We start from the raw sequence: 20,429 nt of genomic DNA, 5'->3' as shown, positions 1-20,429 counted from the left end.
CGGCACCGCAATTGGCGTCACTCGTGGTCCGGGTTTTCCATCAGTGCCTTGCGAAACAGCGTCTCGGTCAGATTGCGGCTGTCCACCAGCTGCGGGTAGGCACCGGCCTCCGATGGTCCGGGGCTGGCGACATATTCGCCACGGGCGGCTTTCCCGGCGCGGTAGGCGGCCCATTCCTGATCGGAGATCTGGCGGTCGCCATCGCTGTCCAGATCCGCCAGCAGCTGTTCATAGAACTGGCTGAAATCCACATCACCGATATCGGAGGTCGTGGCATGGGCGGCACTGCGGTTTGCGGGATTATACGGCGCGCCAAGCGGTGCGCTTTCGGAGGTATGGCTTTGGGATACGATACTCATCACTGGGGATCCTTCTGGATTTGACGCCAGTAATTTCTCCCATGGCCGTTACCGCGGGGTTAAGGCCGCTTACGCATATGCACCTTTTGCGCAGGTCTTACGCTTTGGGGTGGGCGCGGTTGTAGACATCCATCAAATGTGCCGTATCCACGGCCGTATAGGCCTGTGTTGTCGACAGCGAGGCATGGCCCAGCAGTTCCTGAATCGCACGCAGATCGCCGCCGGCCTCAAGCAGATGGGTGGCAAAGCTGTGACGCAGCGCATGTGGCGTGGCGCTGGCAGGCAGACCCAGCTGCGCGCGGGCCTGTGCCATGGCGCTGCGGATGATACGTGCGTTCAGCGCGCCGCCGCGTACCCCGCGAAACAGCGGTCCCGCGCGCTCCTGCGGATGCGGGCAAAGTCGCAGATAGCGATCCACCGCATCCCGCGCCACGGGCAATACCGGCACGATCCGCTCCTTGCCGCCCTTGCCGGTGATCCGCAGCACCGCAGGCAGCGGCGCGTCTGCTCCTGTCAGACCCAGCGCCTCCGAAATCCGCAGCCCGCAGCCATAAAGCAGCGTCACCACCGCCACATCGCGGGCGGCGACCCAATCGGTGGTGGATTGATGTTCCACGGTCTCGATCATCGCGCGGGCGGCCTCCTGCGCCAGCGGGCGGGGCAATTTCTTCTGGAATTTCGGACTGCGGGCGGACAGCACGGCGGTGGGTTCAAACCCCTGCCGTTCAGCCAGCCAGGTGTAGAAACTTTTGACCGCCGAGAGCTTGCGCGCCAGTGATCGTGCCCCGGTCCCGGTGGCGCGGGTGGCCGCCATCCAGGCGCGCATGTCGCCGGTGGAAATCTCCGCCAGCGCCCCCAGCCCCTGCGGGCCACCAAAATGCTGTGTCATGAAGGCGAGGAATTCGACCACATCGCCGCGATAGGCGGTGATGGTATTCGCCGCCGCCCCCTGTAGCGCCGCCAGACCGGCCAGCCAGTGTTCCAGCGCATCGCGGCAGGCCGGAGAGATCAGCACTGTGGCCGCTGGCGTCACGACAGCCAGTGGCGCATCGAGCGCTCAAAAACGCCGGCAAAAAACGCCAGCAGGTCAGTACCATGCTGCGGGGTGAACTGGTGCGGATCCTCGGCTCCCAGCACCAGCAGGCCGGGCAGGCGGCCTGCGCCCAGTTCCAGTTTCAGACAGGCCTCCGAGCGGATGAACTCGGCCTTTGCCCCATGGGTGCGGGGATTGCCGGATTGCATCTGGCGCAGCGTGACCTGACGGTCCGGCCCGCTCCGCTGCGGGTTGATATACTGTTCGACAAACCCCGGCTCGACCACTTTCAGCACCTGATCCATGCGCTGCACGGCGGCATCCTGTTCCGGCTGCGGCGATTCCAGCACCAGGGTGATCGAATCCACCCGCAGGATTTCCGCCAGCTCACCGCCAAGATTGCCGAGGTAGCTTTCAAAATCCGTCGGATCCAGCAGGCGCAGGACGGCACGATGGATCTGATTGGTCCCGGCAAGGTTCTCATAAGCCGCCGCAATCACCGACCGATGGGTGTCCTCCAGCCGGTCCAACCGGGCCTCCATCCGCTCCATCGCAATGCCGCGCAGGTCCACGATATTGGACCCCATCGCGCGCTCATTGGCGCTGACCAGCGCGCTCATCACGCTTTGGTCCTCCAACAGGGCGTCGGGTTTGGCCAGGATCGCCTGGCGCAGGGTATCTTCCAGTTCTGCCGTCGTGCTCATGCTCTGCTCTTTTTGACCTCTGATGGGTTTTGCCGGTGTTATAACACGGGTTTCACGCAGGGGTGGCAAAATTTTGGACACCCTTTGCAAAACCCTGCCGATGGAACGCCTCAGATACCGGTCGCCCTGCGATCGCCCGCACAGGCCAGCGGCACAAAGAAAAAGGGGCCGCCCGTCAGGCCGCCCCTTGCTGTCTCTAACGTGTCGTGGCCGTCTATCGACGGTCCCCGGCCTTACAGGATCTTGATGTTCGCAGCCTTGATATCGGCGAGGAAGGCATCCAGACCCTTGTCGGTCAGCGGATGGTTGATCATACCCTTGATCACTGCGGGCGGTGCGGTGATCACATCGGCGCCGATGCGCGCGCTTTCCAGCACGTGGTTGGCGCTGCGGATGGAGGCCGCAAGGATCTCGGTCTCAAAGCCGTAGTTGTCATAGATGGTGCGGATATCCGCGATCAGATCCATGCCATCGAGGTTGATATCGTCCAGACGGCCGATGAAGGGCGAGATGAAGGTCGCGCCAGCCTTGGCCGCCAGCAGCGCCTGATTGGCCGAGAAGCACAGGGTCACATTCACCATATGGCCATCGTCGGTCAGGGTTTTGCAGGCCTTCAGACCGTCCCAGGTCAGCGGCACTTTTACAGCGATGTTTTCGGCGATCTCAACCAGCTTGCGGCCTTCGGCGATCATGGTCTCGGCATCTGTTGCGGTCACCTCGGCAGAGACCGGACCATCGACCAGATCACAGATTTCCTTGGTCACTTCGATGATGTCACGACCGGATTTCTTGATCAGCGAGGGGTTGGTGGTCACACCATCCACCATGCCCAGATCATTCAGCTCGGCAATGGCGTCGATTTCAGCGGTGTCTACGAAGAATTTCATCGGCTAGGGTCCTCTGGATGGGTTGGCCTTGATTGCGCTAGCCTTTACCTGATGGGGCGGGCTTTAAAAACCCCCCGTAACGCCCGGATCGAGCTGAGCAGCAGGCCCGGGCTCAGGCACCAAGGCCGGGGCAGAACCAGCAGGGCGGGGAAACACCCGGCCCCGGCGGATGGGCAGAAGAGGCAGAAACGCGTGCAGGAGCAGGCATTTTTTCACCAAGGCGACCGGGTTGGCGTCCTGACGACACAGCCGCTGGACCGCGTCCTTGACTATCGCGCGCCCGAGGGCGGCTGCCATCTCGGCGCCTATGTCGAGGTGCCGCTCGGCCCGCGCCGTGTGCTCGGGGTGATCTGGGGGCCGGGGGCGGGCGATTTCGATTCGGCCAAGCTGCGCCCGGTGAATAGGGTGCTGGATGTGGCCCCGATGCGCGATGAAATGCGCCAGTTCCTCGCCAAATCCGCCGATTACACGCTGACCCCGCTGCCCGCGATGCTGCGGCTCGCGACCCGCGCACCGGGCCTCTCGGATCCCGTTTCCATGCGCAAGGTGCTGCGCCCCACCGGCCAGATGCCCGACCGCATGACCGATGCCCGCGAGCGGGTGCTCTCGGCGGTGGAGGAATACGGCGGCCTGGCCTTCACGGCGAAGGAACTCGCGGATCTTGCCGGGGTCACAACCTCGGTGGTCAAGGGGCTGGTGAAACAGGGCGCCCTGCGCGAAGAGGACGCGCCGCGTGATCTGCCCTATCCGCGCCTCGACCCGGACCTGCCCGGCAAGACCCTGACCGACGATCAGGCTGCCGCCGCCGCCACACTTGGCGAGGGGGTCGCCAGTGGCCGCTACGGCACCACGCTGCTGAAGGGCGTCACCGGCTCCGGCAAGACCGAGGTTTATCTGGAGGCGGTCGCCGCAACCTTGCGCGCAGGACGCCAGGCGCTGGTGCTCTTGCCGGAAATCGCCCTGACGGCAGAATTCCTTAAACGGGTCGAGCAGCGCTTTGGTGCGACGCCCGCCGAATGGCACTCGGGCGCGACGATGACCGAACGTCGCCGGGTCTGGCGCATGGTCGGGCAGGGCAAGGCGCAGCTGGTGATCGGTGCGCGCTCGGCGCTGTTTCTGCCCTATCAGAACCTCGGCCTCATCATTGTGGATGAGGAACATGACACCTCTTACAAACAGGACGAAGGGGTCTGTTATAATGCCCGCGACATGGCGGTGCTGCGCGCGGCCATGTGTTCGGCGCAGGTGGTGCTCGCGTCGGCCACGCCCTCGCTGGAGACCTGGGCCAATGCCGAGGCAGGCAAATACAGCCGTCTGGATCTCACCTCTCGTTTTGGCGCCTCGGTGCTGCCAGAGATGCGCGCGATCGACATGAGGGCGGAAAAACTGCCCGCCTCGACCTGGATCTCACCAACACTGAAACAGGCAATGACAGCCCGCATGGAACGCGGCGAACAATCGCTCCTGTTCCTCAACCGCCGTGGCTTTGCACCGGTCACCATCTGCCGCGCCTGCGGCGGCCATGTGACCTGCGACCATTGCGATTCCCGCATGGTTGAACACCGTTTCATGAAGCGGCTGATGTGCCACCAATGCGGCGAGACCAAACCCGTACCGGACGCCTGCCCGACCTGTCAGGTCGAGGGCAAGATGGCCCCCGTCGGCCCCGGTATCGAACGGCTGGGCGAAGAAACCGCCGCGCTGTTCCCCGAAGCGAGGATCGCGGTCCTGTCCTCCGATCTCTTCGCCTCCGCCCGCGCCCTGAAGCAACGGATCGAGGAGATCGCCGCAGGGGAGGCCGATATCATCCTCGGCACCCAACTGGTGGCCAAGGGGCATAACTTCCCGCTGCTCACACTGGTTGGCGTGATTGACGCGGATCTTGGCCTGCAAGGGTCGGATCTGCGCGCGGCGGAGCGAACGTTCCAGCTGATGCGGCAGGTCGCAGGGCGGGCCGGGCGCGCCGACAGGCCGGGCGAGGCGCTGATGCAGACCTTCCAGCCCGAACACCCGGTCATCCGCGCGATCCTCTCCGGCGATGAGGAAGCCTTCTGGAAGGCCGAAGCGGCCGAACGTCACGCCGCAGGCGTACCGCCTTATGGGCGGATGGCGGGCATCATCCTGTCGGGGCCGGATCTGCCTGCGGTGATGGATCTTGGCCTGACGCTGGCGCGCAATGACATGCCACTGCGCCAGATCGGCGCGCAGGTTTTTGGTCCGGCACCGGCGCCCATAGCGCGGATCCGTGGCCGCCACCGGGTGCGCCTGCTTGTGAAGGCCGACAAGGGGACGCCGCTACAGGATGCAATCGCCCGCTGGATTGGTCCGATACGTCTCAAGGCGGATCTGCGTCTCTCCGTCGATATCGACCCGCAGAATTTCTTCTGAGGAATCCGATGGGGGCGCTGCCCCCGGCCTGCGGCCTCCCCCGGGATATTTCCGGCCAGAAGATATCTGCGGCTTGTCATCTTCTGGCATCAAATATCCCGGAGCGCGAGGCAGCGCCTCGCATGTGGTCAGGCCAGCGCCGACATCCGCCGCTGATCGGTCAACAGATCGGTCAGCACCGCCCCGACCCACATGGAAAACAGCGCAAGCCAGGCGGTGCCCGCAAAGATCGATCCGCCGGTGACACCCGCACCGATGGCGCAGCCACCCGCCAACATGCCGCCAAAGCCCATCAGGGCCGCGCCAATCATCGCCCGGCGCATCGTGGCAGCGTCGTCAAACGCCTGCAGGCGCATCTCTCCACCAACGGCAGCCGCCAGCATCGCGCCGCCAAAGACCCCTGCAACCAGCCCGATATCGAATTCCAGAACCGAGGCGCGATCGAGGAAAAACATCAGCATCCGTGCCGAGGGGCCGGTGAAGGTCGCGCTTTCGATCTGCACCGGATCAAAGGCCACCTGTGCCAGCGCCGAGGTCAGCGCCCAGCCAAGCGCCACCGCAAAGCCGACCCCTGAGGCAAAGATCAGCCGACCCGCGCCGATGCGGTTCTGTGCGGACAAACCCAGCGCAAGGAGTGCCGTTAGCAGGCCGATGACCAGCCCGGACCACTCCGGCAGACCGGCTGCGGTCAGCAGATCCAGATTGCGCCCGCCGGAGGTGATCCGGAGCCCGGCCAGATAATCCCTCAGGGGCGCCAGATGCCCGGAAAGGCTCATCTGGGCGGTCACGGCAAAGATCAGCCCCGACACCACCGAGCGCAGGTTTCCGCTCGCGGCCAGCACCAGCAGCCGACCCGAACAGCCCCGCGCCAGCACCATGCCGATGCCAAAGATCAGCCCGCCGATGATGGCACCGGACCAGCTGCCCGGCACCGCCATCATCCGCGCCTCATCGGTATCGATCCAGCCCAGCAGCCGACCAGCCTGCACCCAGACCAGCGCGGTCGAAAACGTCAGCAGCCAGACCGCTACCCGGTCCCCCATCCGGCCCCGGGCAAATTCCACGGTGGCGGCCCGCAGGCAGAACCGTGAGCGCTGCGCCGCCACGCCAAAGATGCCACCGGTCAAAGCCCCGAGCAGGGCCGCCGCGCCGGGTTCGCCAACCCATTCGACAAATCCGATAAATCCGTCCACCTGCAGCCACCTTTCATGAAATTCCGCTTTGTGAATATGATTTCCGATACCCTTGTGCATTGATGCAGATCAGATGTGCGGGCGGCTTTTTTTCTCGCCAGCGGCGGCCGATCGGCGTAGAGCCGTGGGCATGTTCAAACCTGTCCCCACCGAAGCTGCGGCGTCCCTGCCGCTCTGGCGCCGCCCCACGACCTTGCTGTTTGTGATGGCGCTGACCATGCCGATTGCCTTCAACACCTGGAGCGCGCTGCTCAACAACTTTGTGATCGAGGCCGCGAATTTCGACGGGGCTGACATCGGCCTGCTGCATACGGTGCGCGAGATTCCGGGGTTTCTCGCCATCGGGGTGATCGCGGTGATCCTGTTTGTGCGCGAACAGGTGTTGGGGCTGGTCTCGTTGATGATGCTGGGGCTGGCGACCGCCGTCACGGCGTGGTTTCCCAGCCTTGGCGGGCTGCTGACCATCACGCTGCTCAGCTCGATCGGGTTTCATTACTATGAGACGGTGAATCAGTCGCTACAGTTGCAATGGCTGCCCAAGCTGCGGGCGCCACAGATCCTGGGCTGGCTGGTGGCGGCGGGATCCGCGGCAACGCTGGTGGTCTACAGCCTGATTGCCCTGCTGTGGGAGCCGCTGGGCCTGACCTATAATATCGTCTTCCTGCTGGCGGGGGGCACCACCACTGCGATGGCGCTGTTCTGCCTGCTGGCCTATCCGCAGTTCGACGCGCCGCATCCGCAGACCAAACGCCTGATCCTGCGCCGCCGCTACTGGCTCTACTATGCGTTGCAGTTCATGGCCGGGGCGCGGCGGCAGATCTTTGTGGTTTTTGCCGGCTTCATGATGGTGGAGAAATTCGGCTTTGCCGTGCATGAGCTGACCAGCCTCTATCTGATCAACCTGGTGGTCAATATGATTGCGGCACCGCTGCTGGGGCGCGCTGTCGCCCGCTTCGGCGAGCGCCGCACGCTGATTTTTGAATACACCGGGCTGGCGCTGGTCTTTGCCGCCTATGGCGGGCTCTACTGGTTCAGCTGGGGCGTGGTTCTGGCGGGGGTGCTTTACGTTGTAGACCATATCCTGTTTGGGCTGGCGCTGGCGCTGAAGACCTATTTCCAGAAGATCGCCGACCCGTCAGATATTGCGCCAACCGCTGCGGTGGCCTTTACCATCAACCATATCGCCGCGGTGGTGCTGCCGGTGACGCTGGGGTTGCTCTGGGTGGTGTCTCCTGCTGCGGTCTTTGCGCTGGCGGCTGGGATGGCGATGATCTCGCTGATGCTGTCGCTGCTGATCCCGCGCCATCCCGAACCCGGCAATGAGACGATCTTTGCCAAGTGGCAGGGCACCGCCCCGGCAGAATGATACGCGCGGCCCGCGCCCCAGTCCCAAAGCGGGGCGGGCAGGGTCACGGCTCTTGACCTGCGCCGCCGACGGGCCTAGGCGCTGTGCAACCATTGCCCGGAGACCGCCATGCCCACCTTTACCGCCCTCACCACCCTGACTGGAAAAGCCCCCGCCGAAGCGCTTGGCGAGGCGATGGAGCGCCTGATCCCGGAACCCACCGGTCTGGGCGTGTTCGAGGTCGAGGACGGCTCCGGCCTGTGGGAGGTCGGCGGCTATTTCACCGAGACCCCGGATGAGGCCGGTCTGGCGCTGCTGGCGACCATGTTCGATGCCCAGCCTTTTGTGATCTCTGAACTGCCCGAGACCGATTGGGTCGCCCATGTGCGGCGCGAACTGGCGCCGGTGGAAGCGGGCCGTTTCTTCGTCTACGGCAGCCACGATGCCGACAAGCTGCCCGCTGATCGCATTCCGCTTCTGATTGAGGCGGCGATGGCCTTCGGCACTGGCCATCACGGCACCACCCTTGGCTGCCTGAAGGCGCTGGACAAGCTGATCGACGACGGCTTCGTCGCCGGGAAAGTGGCCGATATCGGCTGTGGCACGGCGGTGCTGGCGATGGCTGCGGCGCGCGTCTGGGATGGGCAGATCCTGGCCAGCGACATTGATCAGGTCGCCGTGGACGTTGCCGAGGCCAATCTGAAGGCCAATGACATGGAAGGCCGTGTGCAATGTCTGGAAGCCGCCGGTTTCGACGCCCCGGCACTGGCCGAGGCGGCCCCTTACGATCTCATCTTCGCCAATATCCTGAAAGGCCCTCTGGTTGCATTGGCCCCGGATGTGGCCGGCCATCTGCGCGACGGTGGCTATGCGATTCTCTCCGGTTTGCTGAACGAACAGGCCGATGAGGTGCAGGGCGTTTATGCACAGAACGGCATCAATCTTGTGGAACGCACCGAGATTGGTGACTGGACGACGCTGCTTTTGCAGAAAAACGGCTGAATCGTTCAAGTTTGTTGAGCATTTTAATGACCCGCCCCAAAATGGTCCCATTCCCTACCTAAACATTAATATGTGGATGGTGGGAGCCATTGCAGGGTTTTGGTTATGGGTGAACACAGTAACAATTTCTATGCTCGGCTTGACCGGCTGGAACGCAAACACGGGGCCATGGCGCGCGGCTATACTGCCAAAGTGCGCGCGGATGGGTTGATCGTGGTGGCGCCGCGACGGGTGCAGTCGCGGATCTCCGGCCGATCATTGATCCTGTTTGTCGCGGCGTTTCTGCTGTTCAAGGGCTTCTTGATGGCAGCGCTGGGATTTGGCAGCTACGACTATCGTGTCGACCAGCTGCGGGCGGGAACGGGGCTGGAAAAAGCCGGTGCATTTGTCATGCAGCGGGATCCAGTGTCACAGTTCCTGGCCGAGAAGATCGGACCTGTGCTGCGGTAGAGGGACAGGCTGGCGGGCCATGTGTCGGGCGCTGGGGGGCATCCGACACAATCCGGCCGCGCGGTCATGTCCGACGCAGCAGGGTTACGCCTCGGCATCGACGTGCAGACCAAAGCAACCAGAAAACGCCGCACTCCATCAGGAGGCGGCGTTTTTCATGTCTCTCGGATGATAGGCTCTGGATGATCCAGACCGAGGTGCCAACCTCAGAAGACCGGCTTGCCCTCGGCAACGCGATCGATATCCGCGCGGGACAGGCCGATATCGGCCAGTTCGCGGTCGCTCAGCTGACCCAGGGTCTGGCGGGTGGCGCGCGCGTCGTTCCAGTCGATAGCCGCGCCCAGAAGGCCGGTGATCATGGCGCTGAAGCGGCCAAACAGGCTGCTGGTGCCATAGGTGGTGCGGGTGGTGTCAAATGCAGCCATGTCCTCGTCCTTTCGGAGGTTGAATTGAACTCTTCGCCCTGTGGCGATGGACGGCACTTAGTCATCTGCATGACGGCTGACAATCGCTGAAATTGCATGTGTCATATGCGCTTTTTGCATGGCTTATGATCCATAAAAACAAGGGAAAAGGCCGAGTTTTTACCTCTTGGAAAGGAATGTCGGTTTCCCCGCCGGAGAGGGTCGTTTTCGGAACAGGATTCACGTGTTTTTGCGCCACAGGTGCCGCGCGGCATCCCCGCAGGGCACATCGCACAGGCCTGTAAAGCAATTGGACATGTTCGCCTTTTGTGCTAATCCTGAGCAAAATCAGACCTCCACACCGGGCAGGGATAGGGCAGACATGCGAATATTGGGCATTGATCCGGGGTTGCGAAACCTCGGTTGGGGGGTGATCGAATCACGCGGCACCCGTCTCAGCCATATCGCCAACGGCGTCTGCACCTCCGATGGCGATGATCTGGGCGAACGGCTGCTGTCGCTCCACAATCAAGTGATCGAGGTGATCGCGGCCTACCGCCCCGATCAGGCCGCCATCGAACAGACCTTCGTGAACAAGGATGGTGCCGGCACGCTGAAACTGGGGCAGGCGCGGGGCGTCGCCCTGATGACGCTGGCGCAGGCCGGTCTTCCGGTGGGTGAATATGCCCCCAACCGCGTGAAGAAAACCGTGGTCGGCGTGGGTCATGCGGCCAAGGAACAGATCCTGCATATGGTCAAACTGCAACTGCCCGGCTGCCTGCCCAAGAACGCCGATGCGGCAGATGCTCTGGCCATTGCCATCTGTCATGCGTTTTATGGGGGCACGCAACAACGCCAGCTGAAGGAGAAGCGCGCGTGATCGGAAAACTCACCGGGCGTCTGGAGTACCGCAGCAGCGATCACGTGCTGATTGATGTGCGCGGCGTCGGCTATATCGTCTATTGCTCCGACCGCACCATGGCCGCGCTGCCGGGCGTCGGCGAGGCGGTCGCGCTCTATACCGATATGGTGGTGCGTGAGGACCTGATGCAGCTCTATGGCTTCCCTTCGCTGGTCGAAAAGGAATGGCATCGCCTGCTGACCTCGGTGCAGGGGGTGGGGGCGAAAGTCTCGCTGGCCATTCTCGGCGCGCTTGGCCCCGATGGGGTCAGCCGCGCGATCGCGCTGGGGGATTGGGCGGCGGTGAAGGCCGCCAAAGGGGTCGGCCCCAAGACCGCGCAGCGCATTGTGCTGGATCTCAAAGACAAGGCGCCGGGTGTCATGGCGATGGGTGGCACCGTCGTCGACGCCATGGATGGGCCGGGGCTGGATGTGGTCGAACCCGCCGAGCCGGTGAGCACGGCCAGGAAACCCCGCAAAGCGCCACCCAAGGCCCCCTCCGGTGCCGCAGCTGCTTCTGCAGGGGCGCTCTCTGCGCTTGGCAATCTGGGCTATGGTCCCTCCGATGCCGCCGCCGCCGTGGCCGAGGCGGCCGCCACCTATCCAGACGCCAATGAGGCCGAGCTGATCCGCGCCGCCCTGCGGCTGCTGGCACCGAAAGGCTGATGGTGTGAGAGTATTGAAAAAAATAGGACAGTGCCCGTCTGCGGGCGGACGGGCATTGTCCGGCCTGCCGACCGGAGTAGGGTTTAAAGAAACCAGATTGGAGTCATCAGAATGATTGACGCCGATCCCACCCTGCGTCCCGCGCCCCTGCCCGAAGACAGCGCCGCCGAAAACGACCGCGCCCTGCGCCCGCAGGGGCTGGGCGAATTCATCGGTCAGGCCGAAGCCCGCGCCAATCTGCGTGTGTTTATCGAAAGTGCGCGCCGCCGCGGCGAGGCGATGGACCACACGCTGTTTCATGGCCCCCCCGGTTTGGGCAAGACCACCCTGGCGCAGATCGTCGCCCGCGAACTGGGCGTAAACTTCCGCATGACCTCCGGGCCGGTTCTGGCCAAGGCGGGCGATCTGGCAGCGATCCTGACCAATCTGGAATCCCGCGACGTGCTGTTCATCGACGAGATCCACCGGCTGAACCCGGCGGTGGAGGAGGTGCTCTATCCGGCGATGGAGGATTTCGAGCTGGATCTGGTGATCGGCGAAGGCCCCGCCGCCCGCACCGTGCGGATCGAGCTGCAGCCCTTTACCCTGGTTGGCGCCACCACCCGCATGGGCCTGTTGACCACGCCACTCAGGGACCGGTTTGGCATTCCAACCCGGTTGCAATTCTACACCATCGACGAGCTCTTTGAGATCGTCAGCCGCAACGCCCGCAAGCTGGGCGCCCCCGCAGATGACGACGGCGCCCGTGAGATCGCGCGGCGCGCCCGCGGCACCCCCAGGATCGCCGGCCGACTCCTGCGCCGCGTCGTCGACTTCGCGGTTGTCGAGGGCGATGGCACCATCACCCGGGAACTGGCCGATGGTGCGCTGACGCGGCTGGGGGTGGATCAGCTGGGTCTGGATGGCGCGGATCGCCGCTATCTGCGGATGATTGCCGAGAATTATGGCGGTGGTCCGGTCGGGATCGAGACCATGTCGGCGGCCCTGAGCGAAAGCCGTGATGCGCTGGAGGAGGTGATCGAGCCCTATCTGTTGCAGCAGGGTCTGATCCAGCGCACGCCGCGCGGGCGGATGCTGGCGCATAAGGCCTGGACCCACCTTGGGCTGACACCGCCACGGGGGCAGGGCGACCTGTTGCTATAGCGGCTCATCTGCCGCGCAGGCGCGTCAGTGCTGTCGCGGATTGGCGTCAAAACAGTCTGAAAGTGTTAAAATGGGTTTGAAGAATTGGACTCAATTTTAGCGTATGTTTCGCGTGCGAAACATTTGGTCACGCCTGCTGACCTAAGTGACAAGGCCTGAATGAAGCGCCGCGCCAGACGCGGCGCTGCCTCCGGCGGGGATATTGTGGGCCAGAAGATGCACAGTGATACCCGGTCGCAACCCTTGCCGTTGATCCCGTGAGCGGGCATTAAGCCCATTCAAGACCGCAGTCCGACTAGAGAGCCGCATGATGACCCCAGCCGAGATCGAAGCCCTGTTTACCCGTGCCGATGGCTCTTATGCCTTTGCCCGTTGGGGGCGGCCGATTGCGCCGATCGTCTTTGGCGTGGAGGACAGCACGCTGGCGACCGTCAAGGGGGCGATCGAGGCGGTGGTGACCCTTGCCGGGCATCAGATGGCGGAGACCGATCCCGAGCTGGGCTCCAACCTCATGGTGTTTTTCTTTCGCGACTGGGACGAGCTGATGGGGGTGCCGGATCTGGACCGGCTGATCCCGGGGCTTGATCCGCTGCTTGAGCGGCTGAATGCGGCGGATGCCAGCCAGTACCGCGCCTTCCGCTTTGACGATCAGGGGGCCATTCAGGCCTGTTTCGTTTTTCTGCGCATGGGCGGCGCGATGGCAAAGCTGCCTGCCGAAACGCTCGCCCTGACGCAGGCGGTGCAGGCGATCCTGATGTGGGGCGACAGCGCTTTTGCCAAGACCTCGCCGCTGGCGGTGCTGCCGGAGACGGGCGCCACCATTCTGCGCCCGGATATCGCCGGGGTGATTGCGGCGGCCTATGATCGGATGATGCCGCTTGCGGCATCCGACAGCGCCCATGCGCTGCGGCTCTTTGCCCGGCTGCAGGCACCGATTGAACCCTCGGCCGACGCCTCTGGTCAGGCCAGCCACTGAGCCGCGCGCCAGCGCAAAACGGGGCAGGAGGCCCGGCAGAATGATCCATCGCTTTCCGGTTCGGGTATATTACGAAGACACCGACATGGGCGGGATTGTCTATCACGCCAATTACCTGCGGTTTATCGAGCGGGCGCGCAGCGACTGGGTGCGCAACCTCGGCAATGATCAGAACGCCATGCGCGAGGCGGGGCTGATCTGGGTGGTGCGCCGGATCGAGGCGGATTACCTCGCCCCTGCCAAATTCGACGAAGAGCTGCAGATCGAGACCGAGGTGCAGAAGGTCACCCCTGCGCGGCTCACCATGTCGCAGCGGGTGTTTCGCGGCGAGACGGAGCTGTTTCGCGCCATCGTTACGGTGGTTTGCGTCAATGCCGGGACCGGCGCGCCGATCCGCCTGCCGGCAGAGATTCGCGCATTGCTGTAACAATTCCTGCTGTCACGGCTGTTTCATTGGCTTTTGACCTTGAACTGCGATAGCCTTTTGCCAAATGAAAGCCGGAAAACGGCTGGAAAACGGCCAAAAACATAGAGCAGGTCCATGGAAGCAGAAACTCTGGCGTTGGCGCAGGAGATTGATTTCTCCATGTGGGGGCTATTCGCGCGGGCGACCCTGACGGTCAAATTGGTGATGCTGATGCTGGTTGTCGCCTCCGTTTGGTCCTGGGCGATCATCCTGCAGAAACTGATCAACTATCGTCTGGCCCGTCGGGAGGCGGCGGAGTTCGACCGTGCCTTCTGGTCCGGTGAGCCGCTGGATGGTCTGTTTGACCAGATCGGCCCGCAGCCCAAGGGGCAGTCGCAGCGGATCTTTGCCGCCGGCATGACCGAATGGCGGCGCAGTCATCGCACTGACGGGGCGCTGATTGCGGGTGCGCAGGCACGGATCGAGCGGTCGATGGATGTGGCGATCGCCAAGGAAAGCGAACATGTGCAGAGTGGTCTGTCGATCCTGGCCACTGTTGGGTCCACCGCACCGTTTGTCGGGCTGTTCGGCACCGTCTGGGGCATCATGACTGCCTTTATCGAGATTGCGGAACAGCAGAACACCAACCTCGCCGTTGTGGCGCCGGGCATTGCCGAGGCGCTGATGGCGACGGGTCTGGGGCTGCTGGCTGCGATTCCTGCGGTGATTTTCTACAACAAGCTGAGCGCGGACAGCGACCGGATCATCGGCAGCTACGAAGCCTTTGCCGATGAGTTTTCCACCATCCTCAGCCGCCAGCTGGATTCCTGATCCATGGGCGCCTCGGTTCAACCCAATGCCGCCAACGGGCGCCGCCGGGGACGGCGGCGCAGCCGTGCGCGGCCGATGGCGGAAATCAACGTCACGCCCTTTGTCGATGTGATGCTGGTGCTGCTGATCATCTTTATGGTGGCGGCCCCGCTGATGACGGTGGGCGTTCCGGTGGAGCTGCCAAAGACCGCCGCAGGCGCGCTGCCCGGCGATGAGGAAGAGCCGCTGACCGTGACCATGACCGCCAGCGGCGAGATCCAGATCCAGACCACTGCCGTGGCCCCGGATGAGCTGATCGCCAAACTGCGCGCTATCGCGGCGGAGCGGACCTCCGATCAGGTGTTTCTGCGTGCGGATGGGGCTATCCCCTATGAGGCGGTGATGCAGGTGATGGGGGCGCTGAATGCCGGTGGGTTTTCCAGCGTTGGTCTGGTGACCGATGTGGGTGGTCCAACCCTTGATGGGCGGGCTGTCGAAGACAGCGGGCAATAGGCGGGGCACGGGTGTGCAGACCGGAACCAAGATCTCTGTTGCAGGCCATGCGCTGCTGGCGGGCTGGGTCGTTTTCGGCGCCTGGTTCCCGTCCGAGCCGCTGCCGATGGCGGTGCAGGATGTGTCGATCATCTCGACCGAGGAATTCGCCCGGCTGAGCCAGCAGCGCGCCGCGCCAGTGGTGGCCGATACCGCCGGCGATCTGACCCAGCCCGAGCCGGAACCCGCACCGCAGGTCACGCCACCGCCGGCGCCGGAGCCCGAACCGCAGATCAGCCAGCCTGAGCCGGTGACCCCGCCCGAGCCTGACACCGAACTGGCCGAGCGCCCTGAGCCGCAGCCGGTTGAGCCGACACCGCCGGTGGCCGCGCCCGCGCCGCCCGACGTGCCGGACACGACCACGGTGACACCGCAGCTGGCCGAGCGCCCGCAGCTGCGCCCGCTGGACCGCGTCGCCCCGACCCCGGTGGCACCACCGGAGCCGGACACCCGGATTGATGATGTGGCCCAGCCAGAGGTCTCCGATGAGGTTGGTTCCGAGCCTGCCCAGGAGTCCCAGCAGGCCACGGCAGAGGCGGCGGCCAACGACCGGATCGTGACCGAGGAGGTCGAGGCGCAGACCGAACAGGTGGCCAGCGCTGCACCTGCGCAGTCACTGCGGCCCCGGACCCGGCCAGCGCGGCCGACGCGGCCGGAGCCTGTCGCACAGCCCGAACCGGAACCTGCCACGACTGAGCCGGCCGAGCCTGACCCCGTGCCGGATCGCTCTGATGCGGTGGAGGATGCGCTGGCCGCTGCCCTTGCCGGTGGTGGTGAGGTGGCAGCGCCGGAACCCTCAGGCCCGCCGCTGACCAGTGGCGAAAAGGATGCGCTGCGGGTGGCCGTGCAGCAATGCTGGAACGTCGGCTCGCTGTCATCGGAGGCGCTGCGCACCACCGTGGTGGTCTCGGTCGCGCTGACACCGGACGGCCGGCCCGAGGAGGGCAGTATTCGGATGCTCTCCAGCACCGGCGGATCGGGGGCTGCGGCCAATCAGGCCTTTGGCGCGGCGCGGCGGGCGATTCTGCGCTGCGGTGCGCGTGGTTTCCAACTTCCGTCTGACAAATATGCGCAATGGCGTAATATCGAAATGACCTTCAATCCCGAAAGGATGCGGATCAAATGAGGACATATCTGGCAACGCTCGTGATGGGCGCGACCCTGCTGGGGGCGGCGGTGATGGCACCGGTTTTGCCTGCGCAGGCACAGGATGGCCCGCTGAGGATCGAAATCACCGACGGGGTGATCGAACCCTTGCCCTATGCGGTGCCCGGCTTTGTGCCGGAAACCCCTGCCGCCGCCGAACTGGCGCGTGAGATTTCGCGGGTGATTGCCGCGGATCTGAGCGGCACCGGCCTGTTTCGTGAAGTCCCGGCCTCGGCCCATATCGCCAAAGTCACCGATTTCGATGCGGCGATCGGCTATGCCGACTGGAAAGCGGTGAATGCACAGGCGCTGATCACCGGCGCCCTCAGCGTGAACGGCAACCGGCTGACGGTGCGGTTCCGGGGCTATGACGTCTTTGCCGAAAAGGAGCTGGGCACCGGTCTGCAGTTTTCCGGCACCACCGACGGTTGGCGGCGTATGGCCCATAAGGTGGCGGATGTGATCTACAGCCGCATCACCGGCGAAAGCGGCTATTTCGACAGCCGGGTGGTGTTTGTTTCCGAAAGCGGGCCAAAGGACGACCGGCGCAAGCGGCTGGCGGTGATGGATTACGATGGCGCCAATGTGCAATATCTGACCAACAGCGCCTCCATCGTGCTGGCGCCGCGGTTCTCACCCACCGGCGACCGGGTGCTCTACACCAGCTACGAGAGCGGCTTTCCGCAGATCCATGTGCTGGATGTGGGCAGCGTGCAGCGTCGGGTGCTGTCGGCGGACAATGGCATCATGAGCTTTGCGCCGCGCTTTGCGCCGGATGGGCGCACCGTGGTCTACTCGCAGTCGCAGGGCGGCAATACCGATATCTTCACCATGGATATCGACACCGGCACCCGGACCCGGCTGACCAGCGCGCCGTCGATCGAAACCGCCCCGTCGTTTTCCCCCGATGGCAGCCAGATCGTCTTTGAAAGCGACCGTTCCGGCGCGCCTCAGCTCTATGTGATGGCGGCAACCGGCGGCGAGGCCCGGCGGATCAGTTTTGGCGCGGGGCGCTACGGCACTCCGGTGTGGTCGCCGCGCGGTGACATGATCGCCTTTACCAAGCAGAACAAGGGCCGGTTCCATATCGGCGTGATGCGGACCGATGGCAGCGAGGAACGCCTGCTGACGGCCTCCTTCCTAGATGAGGGGCCGACCTGGTCCCCGAATGGCCGGGTGATCATGTTCACCCGTGAAACCCAAGGGGCCAGTGGCCGGGCGCTGCTTTATTCGGTGGATGTATCGGGGCGCAACCTGAAACCGGTCCGCACCCCCGATGGCGCGTCGGATCCGGCGTGGTCGCCCTTGCAGAACTGAAGTGTCGCGCGCCTGCCATAATGGTCCGGCGCGCGCCCTGTTAACAAAGACCAAAGTGGCAGCGGCATCGGGCCTGTGGTAAATCTGGTGCAACAATTGGAAATGGGACGAGGCGGATATCATGAGCGGTTTGACAAAAGCAGTGCTGGTGGCAGCGGCGTTGGGGCTGAGCGCCTGTACGGGCAACCCCTGGGATGATGCAGCCGGGGCCGGTGGGCCTGGTGCAGGGGCCGGGGCGGGCGCTGCGGGGCAGCTGGATCCCAGCAGCCCGGCCTACTTCCAGCAGACGGTCGGCGACCGGGTGCTGTTTGCGGTTGACCAATCGACCCTGTCACCTGCCGCCCAGAGCGTTCTGCAGGGGCAGGCGCGCTGGCTGACGGCCAACCCGGATTATGTGGTCACAATCGAAGGCCACGCCGATGAGCAGGGCACCCGCGAATATAACCTTGCACTGGGTGCGCGCCGGGCCAATGCTGCCCGCGAATACCTGATTTCCCAGGGGGTTGCGGGCGGTCGTCTGCAGGTTGTCAGCTTTGGCAAGGAGCGCCCGCTGGAGATCTGCTCGAACGAGGCCTGCTACACCAAGAACCGTCGCGCGGTCACCGTGCTGGCGGGTGGCCTGACGGGGTAAGTGACCATGCGACTGCGTCCTCTTGCGATTGCCGCCCTTGCGCTGACCCTGGCTGTGCCGCCGCTTGCCGTCCGGGCGCAGGATCAACAGACCCTTGCCGATATCCGGCAGGAACTCACCGTGCTGCACGTCGAAATCCAGCGGCTGAAGCGGGAAATGTCGACCACCGGCAGCCCGCAGACCAATGTCGCGGGCGACAGTGTGCTGGACCGCGTCAGCGCCATCGAGGCGGAGCTGCAGCGGCTGACCGCGCAGACCGAACAGCTCTCCTACCGGGTCGATCAGGTGGTGCAGGATGGCACCAACCGGATTGGTGACCTGGAGTTCCGTCTGGTGGAACTGGAAGGCGGCGATGTCTCGAAACTGGGGGGAACCAGCACGCTGGGCGGCGGTGAGCTGCCCGCAGCCGGGGCACCTGCGCTGCCCGCCACGCCGCCGGGCACTTCGGTCGATACGACGTCGGAGCTGGCGGTGGGCGAGCAGACGGATTTCGACGCCGCCAAGGCCGCGCTGGACAGCGGCGCCTATCAGGAGGCTGCGGAGAAATTCGCGGCCTTCACCCTGGCTTATCCCGGCAGCCCGCTGGCCGCAGCGGTGGAATACAACCGCGGCAAGGCGCTGGACGGGCTGGGTGACACCCGCGAGGCGGCGCGGGCCTATCTGGCGTCATTCTCCGGCAACTCCTCAGGAGAGACCGCGCCGAAGGCATTGTACGAACTGGGCGCCGCACTGGGGCGGCTGGGTCAGACCAGCCAGGCCTGCGTGACCCTGGCAGAGGTCGGCAGCCGCTTTCCCGGTGCAGCCGAAACCGCCGCAGCGGAGGCGGAACGCGCAAAACTGGCCTGCAATTGATGCGCAGGGACCGGGATATCCTCGCCATTGTGCAGGAGCAGTTCCGGTCTGCCTTGCCCGAACGGCTGGGCGTTGCGGTGTCAGGCGGCGGCGACTCGATGGCGCTGATGTATGCGCTGCATGAGTGTTTTGCCGATCTGGGTGTGGAAATTTGTGTCGCAACTGTTGATCACGGGCTGCGCGCGAGCTCGGGGGAAGAGGCGCAGATGGTGGCGGATGTGGCTGCCAAATTGGGTCTGGCGCATGATATCCTGCAATGGGTTGACCGGCCTTCTGCGCAGCAGGCGGGCAATCTTCAGGAGCAGGCCCGCAACGCGCGCTATACGCTACTGACCGCATGGGCGCAGTTGAATGACATCCCGGTGGTTGCATTGGGGCATACGGCCGATGATCAGGCCGAAACGCTGCTGATGCGGCTGGGGCGGTCGTCGGGGGTGTCCGGTCTGGCTGCGATGCCGCGCAGCCGCGCGATCGAGGGGATCACCCTGCTGCGGCCGCTTCTGGAGGTGACGCGCGAAGAGCTGCGCGGCTACCTGCGGGAGCGGGGAGGGCAATGGGTTGAGGACCCCAGCAACGAGGATCTGCGTTTCGAGCGGGTGCGGGTGCGTCAGGCGATGGATGCGCTGGCGCCGCTGGGGCTGACCGTGCAGCGGCTGGCCGCCGTTGCCCGCAATATGGGCGCCGCCCGCGAAGCGCTGGACTGGTATACGTTCCTGGCCGCCCGCGACATGGCCGAGGTGCGCGATGGCGCGATTGTCATCGACCAGCGCCAGTTTCGTACGCTGCCGGACGAAATTGCCCACCGGCTGCTGGTGCGATCCGTGCAATGGGTCAGCGGGGCGGTGCATCCGCCACGGCGTGAGCCGATGGTGCAGGCCCGCGAGGCAGTGCGTCGTGGCGGATCCTTCACATTGGGGGGCTGCCGGATGATCACCCGCAAACAGCGCACATGGGTCTGCCGCGAATATAACCCGGTGGCCGATGAGATGACCCGGCCCGGTCGGCTCTGGGACGGGCGCTGGCGGGTTTTTGGCGGCGAGGTGAAGGACCATGAGGTGCGCGCCCTGGGCTCTGACGGCCTGCAGCACTGTCCCGACTGGCGCAGTGCCGAGGTTCCGGGCGAGGTGCTTCATGCCACGCCGGCCGTGTGGCGGGGGGGGGAGCTGGTTGCCGCCCCATTGGCAGGATTTGGCAACGGATGGTCCGCAGAACTGGTTCAGAACAGCGAAGAGTTCTTCACAGCTCTTTTATCGCATTGAACCTCA

The 20,429-nt window shown here is 64.5% G+C and carries 22 protein-coding genes; 16 read left to right on the top strand and 6 right to left on the bottom strand.

The window, feature by feature from the left end; all coding sequences use genetic code 11:
• Positions 1-17: 17 nt before the first annotated feature.
• The 4 genes from VWZ87_RS10960 to fsa all read right to left on the bottom strand — a co-directional run bounded on the left by VWZ87_RS10960 (position 18) and on the right by fsa (position 2,983).
• Positions 18-359: a hypothetical protein gene (locus VWZ87_RS10960; RefSeq protein ID WP_416534710.1), complete on the bottom strand. Its 342-nt coding sequence runs from the start codon at positions 357-359 to the stop codon at positions 18-20.
• Positions 360-456: 97 nt separating this feature from the next.
• Positions 457-1,392, bottom strand: coding sequence for a tyrosine recombinase XerC (locus tag VWZ87_RS10955; RefSeq protein WP_416534709.1), 936 nt, complete (start codon positions 1,390-1,392; stop codon positions 457-459).
• The gene (locus tag VWZ87_RS10950) at positions 1,389-2,096 is read right to left on the bottom strand and encodes a DUF484 family protein (protein WP_340544586.1); all 708 of its coding nucleotides are present in this window, start codon (positions 2,094-2,096) and stop codon (positions 1,389-1,391) included. Before VWZ87_RS10950 ends, VWZ87_RS10955 begins: the two co-directional genes overlap by 4 nt.
• 233 nt (positions 2,097-2,329) lie before the next feature.
• Positions 2,330-2,983: a fructose-6-phosphate aldolase gene (fsa, locus tag VWZ87_RS10945; protein WP_072505527.1), complete on the bottom strand. Its 654-nt coding sequence runs from the start codon at positions 2,981-2,983 to the stop codon at positions 2,330-2,332.
• A gap of 192 nt (positions 2,984-3,175) precedes the next feature.
• Between fsa and VWZ87_RS10940 the strand changes: the two genes are divergently transcribed.
• Positions 3,176-5,371, top strand: a complete 2,196-nt coding sequence (locus VWZ87_RS10940) for a primosomal protein N' (protein ID WP_416534708.1) — start codon at positions 3,176-3,178, stop codon at positions 5,369-5,371.
• Positions 5,372-5,499: 128 nt separating this feature from the next.
• On the opposite strand, the gene VWZ87_RS10935 is transcribed toward VWZ87_RS10940, so the two are convergent.
• Complete coding sequence (locus tag VWZ87_RS10935) at positions 5,500-6,564, bottom strand: YeeE/YedE family protein (protein ID WP_416534707.1); 1,065 nt, start codon at positions 6,562-6,564, stop codon at positions 5,500-5,502.
• Positions 6,565-6,694: 130 nt separating this feature from the next.
• Here VWZ87_RS10935 and VWZ87_RS10930 point away from each other — a divergent pair, with 130 nt between their 5' ends.
• The 3 genes from VWZ87_RS10930 to VWZ87_RS10920 all read left to right on the top strand — a co-directional run bounded on the left by VWZ87_RS10930 (position 6,695) and on the right by VWZ87_RS10920 (position 9,361).
• On the top strand, positions 6,695-7,930 hold the full coding sequence (locus VWZ87_RS10930) for an MFS transporter (protein WP_340544592.1): 1,236 nt from the start codon (positions 6,695-6,697) through the stop codon (positions 7,928-7,930).
• 108 nt (positions 7,931-8,038) lie between these two features.
• The gene (locus VWZ87_RS10925) at positions 8,039-8,911 is read left to right on the top strand and encodes a 50S ribosomal protein L11 methyltransferase (RefSeq protein ID WP_416534706.1); all 873 of its coding nucleotides are present in this window, start codon (positions 8,039-8,041) and stop codon (positions 8,909-8,911) included.
• Positions 8,912-9,016: 105 nt separating this feature from the next.
• On the top strand, positions 9,017-9,361 hold the full coding sequence (locus VWZ87_RS10920) for a hypothetical protein (RefSeq protein WP_260086218.1): 345 nt from the start codon (positions 9,017-9,019) through the stop codon (positions 9,359-9,361).
• Positions 9,362-9,567: 206 nt separating this feature from the next.
• Here VWZ87_RS10920 and VWZ87_RS10915 read toward each other — a convergent pair whose 3' ends face one another.
• A complete protein-coding gene (locus VWZ87_RS10915) occupies positions 9,568-9,786 on the bottom strand; it encodes a DUF1127 domain-containing protein (RefSeq protein ID WP_340544595.1) in 219 nt (72 codons plus the stop codon).
• A 361-nt stretch (positions 9,787-10,147) separates the two neighbouring features.
• Here VWZ87_RS10915 and ruvC point away from each other — a divergent pair, with 361 nt between their 5' ends.
• From ruvC to tilS, 12 genes are all read left to right on the top strand, one after another.
• Entirely contained in the window at positions 10,148-10,645 is a 498-nt protein-coding gene (gene ruvC, locus VWZ87_RS10910) for a crossover junction endodeoxyribonuclease RuvC (RefSeq protein ID WP_340544597.1), read from the top strand.
• Entirely contained in the window at positions 10,642-11,331 is a 690-nt protein-coding gene (ruvA, locus tag VWZ87_RS10905; RefSeq protein WP_416534705.1) for a Holliday junction branch migration protein RuvA, read from the top strand. The genes ruvC and ruvA overlap by 4 nt, the downstream gene beginning before the upstream one ends.
• A 111-nt stretch (positions 11,332-11,442) precedes the next feature.
• Positions 11,443-12,474 carry a Holliday junction branch migration DNA helicase RuvB gene (ruvB, locus tag VWZ87_RS10900; RefSeq protein ID WP_340544600.1) on the top strand — a complete coding sequence of 344 codons (1,032 nt, stop codon included), beginning with the start codon at positions 11,443-11,445 and terminating at the stop codon, positions 12,472-12,474.
• A gap of 307 nt (positions 12,475-12,781) precedes the next feature.
• Entirely contained in the window at positions 12,782-13,450 is a 669-nt protein-coding gene (locus VWZ87_RS10895) for a hypothetical protein (protein WP_416534704.1), read from the top strand.
• Between the two features lie 40 nt (positions 13,451-13,490).
• Positions 13,491-13,877, top strand: coding sequence for a tol-pal system-associated acyl-CoA thioesterase (ybgC, locus tag VWZ87_RS10890; RefSeq protein ID WP_416534703.1), 387 nt, complete (start codon positions 13,491-13,493; stop codon positions 13,875-13,877).
• Between the two features lie 114 nt (positions 13,878-13,991).
• Complete coding sequence (tolQ, locus tag VWZ87_RS10885) at positions 13,992-14,687, top strand: protein TolQ (RefSeq protein ID WP_027247939.1); 696 nt, start codon at positions 13,992-13,994, stop codon at positions 14,685-14,687.
• A gap of 3 nt (positions 14,688-14,690) precedes the next feature.
• Positions 14,691-15,179, top strand: coding sequence for a protein TolR (gene tolR, locus VWZ87_RS10880; protein WP_260114293.1), 489 nt, complete (start codon positions 14,691-14,693; stop codon positions 15,177-15,179).
• 13 nt (positions 15,180-15,192) lie between these two features.
• Complete coding sequence (locus tag VWZ87_RS10875) at positions 15,193-16,344, top strand: energy transducer TonB (protein WP_416534702.1); 1,152 nt, start codon at positions 15,193-15,195, stop codon at positions 16,342-16,344.
• Entirely contained in the window at positions 16,341-17,681 is a 1,341-nt protein-coding gene (gene tolB / locus VWZ87_RS10870) for a Tol-Pal system beta propeller repeat protein TolB (protein ID WP_340544609.1), read from the top strand. The genes VWZ87_RS10875 and tolB overlap by 4 nt, the downstream gene beginning before the upstream one ends.
• A gap of 121 nt (positions 17,682-17,802) precedes the next feature.
• Positions 17,803-18,312, top strand: coding sequence for a peptidoglycan-associated lipoprotein Pal (gene pal / locus VWZ87_RS10865; RefSeq protein WP_340544610.1), 510 nt, complete (start codon positions 17,803-17,805; stop codon positions 18,310-18,312).
• Between the two features lie 6 nt (positions 18,313-18,318).
• The gene (gene ybgF / locus VWZ87_RS10860; RefSeq protein ID WP_416534701.1) at positions 18,319-19,164 is read left to right on the top strand and encodes a tol-pal system protein YbgF; all 846 of its coding nucleotides are present in this window, start codon (positions 18,319-18,321) and stop codon (positions 19,162-19,164) included.
• Positions 19,164-20,423, top strand: coding sequence for a tRNA lysidine(34) synthetase TilS (gene tilS, locus VWZ87_RS10855; RefSeq protein WP_416534700.1), 1,260 nt, complete (start codon positions 19,164-19,166; stop codon positions 20,421-20,423). Before ybgF ends, tilS begins: the two co-directional genes overlap by 1 nt.
• The last annotated feature ends 6 nt before the right edge of the window (positions 20,424-20,429 follow it).

Source organism: Phaeobacter sp. JH20_37, assembly GCF_048056015.1.
Classification (GTDB): domain Bacteria; phylum Pseudomonadota; class Alphaproteobacteria; order Rhodobacterales; family Rhodobacteraceae; genus Phaeobacter; species Phaeobacter bryozoorum.
Note: the sequence above shows the minus strand (reverse complement) of the source record. Positions and strands in the feature narration are given on the sequence as shown.

Bases quoted from the DNA above. Each gene is read 5' to 3' on its own strand.
- VWZ87_RS10895 (WP_416534704.1), top strand. From the start codon at position 12,782: ATGATGACCCCAGCCGAGATCGAAGCCCTGTTTACCCGTGCCGATGGC.
- ybgC (WP_416534703.1), top strand. From the start codon at position 13,491: ATGATCCATCGCTTTCCGGTTCGGGTATATTACGAAGACACCGACATG.
- VWZ87_RS10960 (WP_416534710.1), bottom strand. From the start codon at position 359: ATGAGTATCGTATCCCAAAGCCATACCTCCGAAAGCGCACCGCTTGGC.
- VWZ87_RS10930 (WP_340544592.1), top strand. From the start codon at position 6,695: ATGTTCAAACCTGTCCCCACCGAAGCTGCGGCGTCCCTGCCGCTCTGG.
- tolQ (WP_027247939.1), top strand. From the start codon at position 13,992: ATGGAAGCAGAAACTCTGGCGTTGGCGCAGGAGATTGATTTCTCCATG.
- VWZ87_RS10920 (WP_260086218.1), top strand. From the start codon at position 9,017: ATGGGTGAACACAGTAACAATTTCTATGCTCGGCTTGACCGGCTGGAA.
- tilS (WP_416534700.1), top strand. From the start codon at position 19,164: ATGCGCAGGGACCGGGATATCCTCGCCATTGTGCAGGAGCAGTTCCGG.
- fsa (WP_072505527.1), bottom strand. From the start codon at position 2,983: ATGAAATTCTTCGTAGACACCGCTGAAATCGACGCCATTGCCGAGCTG.
- ruvB (WP_340544600.1), top strand. From the start codon at position 11,443: ATGATTGACGCCGATCCCACCCTGCGTCCCGCGCCCCTGCCCGAAGAC.
- tolB (WP_340544609.1), top strand. From the start codon at position 16,341: ATGAGGACATATCTGGCAACGCTCGTGATGGGCGCGACCCTGCTGGGG.
- tolR (WP_260114293.1), top strand. From the start codon at position 14,691: ATGGGCGCCTCGGTTCAACCCAATGCCGCCAACGGGCGCCGCCGGGGA.
- pal (WP_340544610.1), top strand. From the start codon at position 17,803: ATGAGCGGTTTGACAAAAGCAGTGCTGGTGGCAGCGGCGTTGGGGCTG.
- VWZ87_RS10925 (WP_416534706.1), top strand. From the start codon at position 8,039: ATGCCCACCTTTACCGCCCTCACCACCCTGACTGGAAAAGCCCCCGCC.
- VWZ87_RS10915 (WP_340544595.1), bottom strand. From the start codon at position 9,786: ATGGCTGCATTTGACACCACCCGCACCACCTATGGCACCAGCAGCCTG.
- ybgF (WP_416534701.1), top strand. From the start codon at position 18,319: ATGCGACTGCGTCCTCTTGCGATTGCCGCCCTTGCGCTGACCCTGGCT.
- VWZ87_RS10950 (WP_340544586.1), bottom strand. From the start codon at position 2,096: ATGAGCACGACGGCAGAACTGGAAGATACCCTGCGCCAGGCGATCCTG.
- ruvC (WP_340544597.1), top strand. From the start codon at position 10,148: ATGCGAATATTGGGCATTGATCCGGGGTTGCGAAACCTCGGTTGGGGG.